The 10,137-nt window shown below is 37.2% G+C and carries 8 protein-coding genes; all 8 read left to right on the top strand.

Going from position 1 to position 10,137, the window contains the following annotated elements; translation table 11 throughout:
- Position 1: 1 nt before the first annotated feature.
- Entirely contained in the window at positions 2–844 is an 843-nt protein-coding gene (gene djlA, locus A9G36_RS07540; RefSeq protein ID WP_034947608.1) for a co-chaperone DjlA, read from the top strand.
- Positions 845–858: 14 nt separating this feature from the next.
- Complete coding sequence (locus A9G36_RS07545; protein ID WP_034947611.1) at positions 859–2,301, top strand: TrkH family potassium uptake protein; 1,443 nt, start codon at positions 859–861, stop codon at positions 2,299–2,301.
- 142 nt (positions 2,302–2,443) lie between these two features.
- Positions 2,444–4,018 carry a TerC family protein gene (locus A9G36_RS07550; protein WP_034947157.1) on the top strand — a complete coding sequence of 525 codons (1,575 nt, stop codon included), beginning with the start codon at positions 2,444–2,446 and terminating at the stop codon, positions 4,016–4,018.
- Between the two features lie 192 nt (positions 4,019–4,210).
- On the top strand, positions 4,211–5,521 hold the full coding sequence (locus A9G36_RS07555; protein ID WP_065568653.1) for an NCS2 family permease: 1,311 nt from the start codon (positions 4,211–4,213) through the stop codon (positions 5,519–5,521).
- Between the two features lie 297 nt (positions 5,522–5,818).
- Positions 5,819–6,193 carry a 30S ribosomal protein S12 gene (gene rpsL, locus A9G36_RS07560; protein WP_034883792.1) on the top strand — a complete coding sequence of 125 codons (375 nt, stop codon included), beginning with the start codon at positions 5,819–5,821 and terminating at the stop codon, positions 6,191–6,193.
- A gap of 99 nt (positions 6,194–6,292) precedes the next feature.
- Complete coding sequence (gene rpsG, locus A9G36_RS07565; protein WP_034915550.1) at positions 6,293–6,763, top strand: 30S ribosomal protein S7; 471 nt, start codon at positions 6,293–6,295, stop codon at positions 6,761–6,763.
- A gap of 109 nt (positions 6,764–6,872) precedes the next feature.
- Positions 6,873–8,975, top strand: a complete 2,103-nt coding sequence (gene fusA, locus A9G36_RS07570; RefSeq protein ID WP_034947164.1) for an elongation factor G — start codon at positions 6,873–6,875, stop codon at positions 8,973–8,975.
- Between the two features lie 68 nt (positions 8,976–9,043).
- Positions 9,044–10,137, top strand: a 1,094-nt coding sequence (tuf, locus tag A9G36_RS07575; RefSeq protein ID WP_065585537.1) for an elongation factor Tu, incomplete at its 3' end; no start/stop codon positions are given.

Genomic DNA, 10,137 nt, shown 5'->3' on the forward strand with positions numbered 1-10,137 from the left:
TATGTCTTTTATCTGGGCAATAATTACAGGCTTTGTATTAAGTATTGTATTAAAAACAGGATGGGGGTTTATGCTCGGCCTATTTATTGGGCCAATGCTTTACCGCACATTTTGTAATAAATTAACCGAACAAAGTACACAAGCAAATCCAACACTTTATTTGACTGTTGTTTTTGAAGTATTAGGCCATTTAAGCAAATCTAAAGGCGTTGTAACACAAGATGATATAAATCTTGCTCGTCAATTTATGGACCAATTACAACTCGATAGCAACGGTCGACAGCTTGCTCAAGAATCTTTCAATCAAGGTAAAGCTAGTGATTACCCTCTTAGATCTCGCTTAAAACAATTATATACACAATATCGTTTCAGGCGTAATGTGTTGAATATTTTTTGTGAGCAACTGATACAATCGGCATTAGTCGACGGTAATTTAGATGAAAAAGAGTCAAAAATTTTGTTCATTGTGGCAGAAGAATTTAATATTCCTCGTCAACAAATGGCAATGTATATTCAAATGATGATGGGCAGTTACCATTTTCATCAAAAAAATACTAACCAACAAGAGCGTAGCCAGTATCAACACAAAAATAATAGCTATAATGGTTATCAAGGCTATTCTACGCAATCAGATCTACAAAATGCCTACAGAATACTGGGTATTAAATTAAACGCCGAAATTTCGGAAATAAAAAGGGCTTATCGAAAATTAATGAATGAGCACCATCCAGATAAACTTGTGTCAAAAGGTTTGCCTAAAGAGATGCTCGAAGCAGCAAAAAAACGTGCTCAAGAGATCCAAGCTGCTTATGATCTTATCAAAGCAGCTCGTGGATTCAAATAGAGATAAATACTATGATACATTGGCGATCAATTATCAGAATTGTTGGTTTATTAATTTTACTATTGTCGGTGTTCATGTTATTGCCAGCGATTATTGCATTAATCTATCGTGATGGTGCTGGGGCAATTTTTGTTCGCTCTTTTTTTGCTGCTTTAATTTTAGGATTTGCACTATGGTTCCCGAATCGGGAACATCGCCACGAACTGAGCACACGTGAAGGTTTTTTTATCGTTGTACTATTTTGGGTTGTACTTGGTACTATCGGCGCTTTTCCTTTTATTTTTGATACCCATATTAATTTAAACTTAACCACAGCCTTCTTTGAATCTTTTTCAAGCCTTACCACAACTGGAGCAACAACGATTGTTAAATTAGATCACCTACCTAAAGCCTTACTTTTTTATCGTCAATTATTACAATGGTTAGGTGGTATGGGTATTATTGTGCTAGCAGTAGCAATCCTACCGTTATTGGGTGTTGGAGGCATGCAACTTTATCGTGCGGAAATCCCAGGGCCACAAAAAGATAGCAAAATGCGACCACGTATTGCAGAAACAGCCAAAACACTTTGGTCAATTTATATTTTGCTTACAACGCTTTGTGCTATTTGTCTTTGGCTGGCCGGTATGAATATATTTGATGCTGTGTCACATAGTTTCTCAACAATATCAATGGGAGGGTTTTCAACCCATGATGATAATTTAGCTTACTTTAACAGTCCTATAATCAATTATATCGTCACCCTCTTTTTGATTTTATCAGGCTGTAATTTTGCGCTCCATTTTGCCGCGCTAAGTGGTTTTTCGATTAAAGATTACTGGCGTGATCAAGAGTTCAGAACATTTATATTTATTCTACTGATATTAATTGCTATCTGCACAATTGTTATCTATTTCTATAAACCACACCGTCTGAGCATTGATAAAATTATCTTACAAGTGGTATCCATATCATCAACAGCTGGCTTTAGTGTCGATGACATCAACACATGGCCATCACCATTGCCAATATTCTTATTGTGCGCTTCATTCATTGGTGGTTGTGCGGGATCAACAGGGGGAGGTTTAAAAGTAGTTCGAGTGATAATTTTGTTTATGCAAGGCTCTCGAGAGTTAAAGCGTCTTATTCATCCAAATGCTATTTATACGTTAAAATTAAATAATCGTGTAGTCCCAGAACGAATTATTGAAGCGGTCTGGGGATTTTTTTCGGCCTATGCATTAGTTTTTTTAGTTAGCCTGTTTGTTATCATGGCAACAGGTATCAATACTATCGATTCTTTTTATATTGTTGCCTCATCACTTAATAATCTAGGTGTTGGACTTGGAAATGTCAGTGATAATTTTGCTAGTGTTAGTGATGTAGTTAAATGGGTTATGGCAGTTGATATGCTATTTGGGCGTCTGGAAATATTTACCCTACTTGTTTTATTTACCCCAACATTCTGGCGAAGCTAAATTTTCATGCTAATACTAATAAAACATTAATTTTTTTTCAAAACACACAAATTTTATAAATATTTTATTGATTATTTAGTAAATTACAGACAGAATTATTAAGCAGCATGTGCTGTGTTTATTAGAGGTAATCACCTGACATATGGAATGGATCATGGATCCTACAATCTGGATTGGCCTATCCACTCTAGTTGTACTTGAAATCGTCCTTGGTATTGATAATATTGTTTTTATTGCCATTCTTGCCGAGAAACTTCCACCCCAACAACGAGATAAGGCCCGCGTTACTGGTCTTGCTTTTGCCTTAATTACACGCGTTTTATTATTAATGTTTACGGGATGGTTAGTCACACTCACTACACCACTATTTTCAATATCTGGAATTAGCTTCAACGCACGTCAACTGATTATGTTAATCGGGGGGATATTTTTACTATTTAAAGCTACAATGGAGCTCAATGAGCGCCTTGAAGGGTCTTCTCATGAAGAGGGTAAACCCCAAAAAACTTCACATTTTTGGACAGTTGTTGCACAAATTGTTGTACTTGATGCGGTATTTTCACTTGATTCAGTTATTACTGCTGTAGGAATGGTTGAAAATATTCCAGTAATGATTATTGCTGTTTGTATAGCAATTGGCATTATGATGGTCGCCAGTAAACCATTAGCCATTTTTGTCAATTCACACCCAACGATTGTTATTCTTTGTTTAAGTTTCTTATTAATGATCGGCTTTAGCTTAGTTGCTGAAGGTTTTGGTTTTATGATTCCAAAAGGCTACTTATATGCGGCAATTGGTTTTTCAATTATGATTGAATTTTTTAATCAACTTGCCATATTTAATCGCCGTAAAGCACTAAATAAAAAACCATTACGAGAACGGACTGCAGAAGCTATCTTACACTTACTTAAAGGTGATATTGAAGAAGATCCTGAGACTCACTCTATCGATACAATTTCAGATGCTAATAAAAAAGAATCCGTATTCAATCATCAAGAACTAAGCATGGTTGAACGAGTGCTTGGATTAGCTCAGCGATCTGTCAGTAGTATTATGACAGCTAGATTAGATGTTGATATGGTTAATATCAATGACGATCGCGAAACAATTTTAAAAGAGATTTTTGATAACCCACATTCACGTTTAGTCGTTACCGATAACGCCTCAATCGATGAGCCTTTAGGTATCATTCAAGTTAATGATCTATTAAAAGATATACTACAAAGTAAAGAACCAATTGATATTCACTCGCTTATCAAACAACCGCTGATCTTTCCTGAAACGGTATCGTTACTGGTTGCTTTAGAACAATTTAAAAAAGCTAAAACACATTTTGCTTTTGTAGTAGACGAGTTTGGTTCAATGCAGGGGGTTGTTTCAGTTACAGATATTATCGAAACCATTGCTGGCGATTTTCCAACGGAAAAAGAGGAAATTGATGCTAAACATGATATTCGATGTCTTGAAGATAATACTTGGATTGCTAATGGCTATATTCCTGTTGAAGAATTGATTCGATTTGTACCAATTCTCATTGATGATAAACGTGAATATCATACACTAGCAGGATTATTAATGGAAAAAGCTCAGCATTTGCTTAATGTTGGCGAAACCATTCAAATTGACAATTATCTATTTGAAGTGGTCGAAATAGAAAGTCATCGAATTTTGAAAGTAAAAATTATGCTAAACAAGCTCGATTCTGTAACAGAGTAATACTGTTTAGCGAAATAACCAGAATAACGCTTGACCAAAATAAATAACTGGCAATAATATCTTAGTAAAATTCCTAATTTAAGATGAGGAACGACAATTCCCCATCTTTTTTATTTTTACCTTTGCGTAAAAATAGATAGTGCTGTTCATAAATGGACATTATTACTTATCACTCACAATTGGGCCTAACCTATGAATTTAACGTTCGAAAAATTCTTTCAATTGAAAGAAAAAAAAACCACCGTCGGAACTGAAATTATTGCAGGATGTACAACTTTCCTCACTATGGTGTATATCATCTTCGTTAATCCGTCGATTTTATCTGCAACAGGGATGGATACCTCAGCAGTATTTGTTTTAACTTGTATCGTTACCGCCTTTGCATCGATTATAATGGGACTATTTGCCAATCTACCCATTGCTTTAGCGCCTGCTATGGGGCTAAATGTCTTTTTTGCTTATGGCATATGTGGCTCAATGGGCTACTCTTGGCAAATAGGCATGGGGGCTATATTTTGGGGTTCTTTAATATTCTTTGGATTATCACTATTTAAAGTCCGCCATTGGCTAATTGAACATATTCCACAATGTTTACGGATTGGAATTAGTGCAGGCATAGGACTATTTATTGCTTTTATGGGATTTCAAAATATGGGCATAGTAGTCAGTTCACCAACAACACTATTAACCATAGGCAATATTTTGTCACTTAACGTATTATTAGGATCACTTGGTTTTTTTATTATTATTATTTTAGCCGCTCGTAATTTTCATGCAGCAATATTAATTTCGATTTTAGTTGTAACTTTACTAGCACTATGGCTCGATCCTAATATCAGTTACCAAGGTATTGTGTCTATGCCACCAAGTGTTACCAGCGTTGTTGGTCATGTAGATCTAGTTGGATCGCTTAATATTGCCATCATGGGCGTTATTTTTTCAATAATGATTGTTAGCCTATTCGACTCATCGGGCACTATTTTGGCATTAACTGACAAAGCCGGCATTTCAGATGAAAAAGGACGCTTTCCCAAAATGCGCCAAGCATTATTAATCGACAGTTTCAGCTCATCACTTGGCGGACTTTTTGGTACATCATCAGTTTTAACTTATATTGAAAGCTCTGCTGGCATTTCTGTAGGTGGTCGCACTGGGCTAACTGCAGTAGTAATCGGAATATTATTCCTAATGATGATTTTTTTATCGCCTTTAGCTCATTTAGTTCCAACTTATGCTACATCTGGTGCTCTTATATTTGTTGGGATTTTAATGGTTTCTAGTTTGGTGAAAGTTGATTGGTCTGATTTAACCGATGCAACACCGGCATTTATTACAGCAATCATGATGCCATTTGCCTTTGCAATCACTGAAGGTGTAGCTCTTGGGTTTATCTCTTACGTGATTTTAAAAACCTTTACTGGTAAATTTAAAGAACTCAATCTTTGTGTAATTATTTTTGCTTTATTATTTATGCTAAAATTTATCTTTATTGATCACCATTAATCTTTAATTCCTCATCAATAAAGTTGATGAGGAAACCATTTTCTTCAAAGCCAAGATACCCTATCTTCAAAAAGATAAGCTTGAAAAATAAAAATCTTTATTACTCAAAATTCCTCTGTCTCACACTAATAAAAAATGGGGTTACTGATTAAACGTGAGCAAAAACTTGACATTATCTGTTCTGGAGTCTAAAATCTTGCGACCCAAAACTTCTATATATAGGTTTTGGTCTACAGTTGTTAATTACGTATCTAAAAAGCAATTTTAAATTTATTTCAATTAATCAGGAGCTTATTAATGGCAACAATTAATCAGCTGGTACGCAAACCAAGAGCATTAAAGGAAGCAAAAAGCAATGTTCCTGCCCTTGAAGCATGCCCGCAAAAACGCGGTGTTTGTACTCGTGTTTACACAACTACACCGAAAAAACCAAACTCAGCATTACGTAAAGTATGTCGTGTACGTTTAACCAACGGTTTTGAAGTTACTTCTTATATCGGTGGTGAAGGTCACAATCTACAAGAACATAGTGTAATTTTAATCCGTGGGGGTCGTGTTAAAGACTTACCAGGTGTTCGTTACCATACTGTTCGCGGTGCATTAGACTGCGCAGGTGTTAAAGATCGCAAACAAAGCCGTTCTAAATACGGTGTTAAACGACCTAAAGCTTAATGGAACTCCGTTAAGTAAGGCCAAACTATATAATTCCATTTAACTCATTTGAGTTTTGGGTAAACCTGAAAATTTATAACATATAAACGGAGTATTCCAATGCCACGTCGTCATGTTGTCGGTCAAAGAAAAATTCTTCCTGATCCGAAGTTCGGTTCAGAGTTACTGGCGAAATTTGTAAATATTTTAATGATAGATGGTAAAAAATCTATCGCAGAATCAATCGTATATTCAGCTCTTGATAAATTAGCTGAGCGTAGTGGAAAAGACCACTTAGCAGCTTTTGAAGTTGCACTAGATAACGTAAGACCAACTGTAGAAGTTAAGTCACGTCGAGTTGGTGGTTCTACATACCAAGTTCCTGTTGAGGTGCGTCCGGTTCGTCGTAATGCACTTGCAATGCGTTGGATTGTAGATGCTGCACGTAAACGTGGCGATAAATCAATGGCTTTACGCCTAGCGAATGAACTTATGGATGCTTTTGAAAACAAAGGCACTGCTGTGAAAAAACGCGAAGATGTTCATCGTATGGCTGAAGCTAATAGAGCGTTTGCCCACTATCGTTGGTAATCAATTCACTTGTAACAAGCGAATTGAAATTAAACTGATAGCCCATATCTGCTATCAGTCAACCTAAATGATAATTTATTAAGCAAACGATTCTAAACAGAGGATTAATATGGCTCGTACAACCCCTATAGCACGCTACCGCAATATCGGTATTAGTGCACACATTGACGCAGGTAAAACAACAACGACTGAGCGTATTTTGTTTTATACTGGTGTAAGTCACAAAATTGGTGAGGTTCATGATGGCGCAGCTACCATGGACTGGATGGAACAAGAACAAGAACGAGGTATTACTATCACCTCAGCCGCAACAACGGCATTCTGGTCTGGTATGGGTCAACAATTTGAACCACACCGTATCAATATTATCGATACTCCGGGACACGTAGACTTCACAATCGAAGTTGAACGTTCTATGCGCGTTCTTGATGGTGCTGTAATGGTTTACTGTGCAGTTGGTGGTGTTCAACCACAATCAGAAACAGTATGGCGTCAGGCAAACAAATATAAAGTTCCACGCATTGCATTTGTCAACAAAATGGACCGTATGGGTGCTAATTTCCTACGTGTTGTTGATCAAATCAAAACTCGTTTAGCCGCAGTTCCTGTGCCTTTAGTTTTACCAATTGGCGCTGAAGAAGCATTTACTGGTGTTGTTGATCTGCTTAAACGTAAAGCAATTAACTGGAATGATGCTGATCAAGGCGTAACTTTCACTTATGAAGATGTACCAGCTGACATGGTTGAACAAGTTGAAGAATGGCGTTCATACCTAATCGAAGCTGCGGCTGAAGCAAGTGAAGAGTTAATGGAAAAATACCTTGGTGGTGAAGAGTTAACTGAAGAAGAAGTGAAAGCAGCGTTACGTGAACGCGTACTTGCTAACGAAATCATCTTAGTCACTTGTGGTAGCGCCTTTAAAAACAAAGGTGTCCAATTCATGCTTGACGCTGTAGTTGAATATTTACCAGCACCAACTGATGTACCTGCAATTAAAGGTGAATTACAAAATGGCGAAGCAGCTGAACGTCACTCAAGCGATGATGAACCATTTTCATCTTTAGCGTTCAAAATTGCAACAGACCCATTTGTTGGTAACTTAACCTTCTTCCGCGTTTACTCAGGCGTTGTTAACTCTGGTGATACGGTTCTTAACTCAGTTAAAGATAAGAAAGAACGTTTTGGTCGTATCGTTCAGATGCATGCAAATAAACGTGAAGAAATTAAAGAAGTTCGCGCAGGTGATATTGCAGCTGCAATTGGTCTTAAAGATGTCACAACAGGTGACACGCTTTGTGCTGAAAGCGCTCCAATTATTCTTGAAAGAATGGAATTCCCTGAGCCGGTAATTTCGGTTGCAGTTGAACCAAAAACTAAAGCTGACCAAGAAAAAATGGGACTTGCTTTAGGAAGACTAGCTCAAGAAGACCCTTCATTCCGTGTTCACACTGATGAAGAATCAGGTCAAACCATTATTTCTGGTATGGGTGAGCTTCACTTAGAAATCATTGTTGACCGAATGAAACGTGAATTTAAAGTGGAAGCAAATGTTGGTAAACCACAAGTTGCTTACCGCGAAACAATTCGTAATGAGGTTGAACAAGAAGGTAAATTTGTTCGTCAGTCTGGTGGTCGCGGTCAATACGGTCATGTATGGTTAAAAATTAAACCATTGGAAGCTGGTGGCGAAGGCTACAAATTCAACAACGAAATCGTTGGTGGTGTGGTTCCTAAAGAATACATTCCTGCGGTTGACAAAGGCTGTCAAGAACAAATGAAAAACGGTGTTCTTGCTGGTTATCCAATTGTTGATGTTGAAGTTACTATCTTTGATGGTTCTTACCATGATGTTGATTCATCAGAAATGGCATTTAAAATTGCCGGTTCAATGGCATTTAAAGACGGCTTCATGAAAGCTAAACCTGTGCTTTTAGAACCGATTATGAAAGTAGAAGTTGAAACTCCAGAAGATTATATGGGTGATGTTATTGGTGATTTGAACCGTCGTCGCGGTATGATCGAAGGTATGGACGATACTGCAACTGGTAAAACAGTAAGAGCACAAGTTCCACTTTCAGAAATGTTTGGTTATGCAACAGACCTTCGTTCACAAACACAAGGTCGTGCTTCTTACTCTATGGAGTTCTTGAAGTACAATGAAGCACCAACAAATATTGCAACCGCAATTATTGAAGCTCGTAAAGCGAAATAATTTTTATATAAATAAAGTAACACTTCCCTTACAAATAAAGGGAAGTGATCTAATAAAGGAACATTAAGATGTCTAAAGAAAAATTTGAACGTACAAAACCCCACGTTAACGTTGGTACAATCGGCCACGTTGACCATGGTAAAACAACTTTAACAGCTGCAATTACTTCTGTTCTTGCTAAAAAATATGGCGGACAAGCACGTGCATTCGATCAGATCGATAACGCACCAGAAGAAAAAGCACGTGGTATCACCATCAATACTTCACACGTTGAATACGACACACCAACTCGTCACTACGCACACGTAGACTGCCCAGGCCATGCTGACTATGTTAAAAACATGATCACAGGTGCAGCTCAAATGGATGGTGCTATTTTAGTAGTAGCAGCAACTGATGGTCCTATGCCACAAACTCGTGAACATATTCTTTTAGGTCGTCAAGTAGGTGTTCCTTACATTATCGTATTCTTAAACAAATGTGATATGGTTGACGATGAAGAACTATTAGAATTAGTTGAAATGGAAGTACGTGAGCTTCTATCTCAATATGATTTCCCAGGTGATGATACACCAGTGATTCGTGGTTCAGCGCTAAAAGCGTTAGAAGGCGATGCTGCATGGGAAGACAAAATTGTTGAATTAGCAGAAGCATTAGATAGTTACATTCCAGAACCAAAACGTGATGTTGACAAACCATTCTTATTACCAATTGAAGACGTATTCTCAATTTCAGGTCGTGGTACAGTGGTAACAGGTCGTGTAGAAAGTGGTGTAATCAAAGTCAACGAAGAAGTTGAAATTGTTGGTATCAAACCAACGACAAAAACGACTTGTACTGGTGTTGAAATGTTCCGTAAATTACTAGACGAAGGTCGTGCAGGTGAAAACGTAGGTATTTTATTACGTGGAACAAAACGTGAAGAGATCGAACGTGGTCAAGTATTAGCAAAACCAGGTTCAATTACACCGCATACTGATTTTGAATCAGAAGTATATATTTTAAGTAAAGATGAAGGTGGTCGTCATACTCCATTCTTCAAAGGTTACCGTCCACAGTTTTATTTCCGTACAACTGACGTAACTGGTACTATTGAATTACCAGAAGGCGTAGAAATGGTAATGCCAGGTGATAATATTAAAATGACAGTATCATTAATTCA

Origin of the sequence: Gilliamella sp. Choc6-1, from assembly GCF_001690385.1 — a bacterium.
GTDB lineage: Bacteria > Pseudomonadota > Gammaproteobacteria > Enterobacterales > Orbaceae > Gilliamella > Gilliamella apicola_A.

Coding starts and splice junctions, on each gene's coding strand:
- rpsL (WP_034883792.1), top strand. CDS start 5,819: ATGGCAACAATTAATCAGCTGGTACGCAAACCAAGAGCATTAAAGGAA.
- djlA (WP_034947608.1), top strand. CDS start 2: ATGTCTTTTATCTGGGCAATAATTACAGGCTTTGTATTAAGTATTGTA.
- rpsG (WP_034915550.1), top strand. CDS start 6,293: ATGCCACGTCGTCATGTTGTCGGTCAAAGAAAAATTCTTCCTGATCCG.
- A9G36_RS07555 (WP_065568653.1), top strand. CDS start 4,211: ATGAATTTAACGTTCGAAAAATTCTTTCAATTGAAAGAAAAAAAAACC.
- A9G36_RS07550 (WP_034947157.1), top strand. CDS start 2,444: ATGGAATGGATCATGGATCCTACAATCTGGATTGGCCTATCCACTCTA.
- fusA (WP_034947164.1), top strand. CDS start 6,873: ATGGCTCGTACAACCCCTATAGCACGCTACCGCAATATCGGTATTAGT.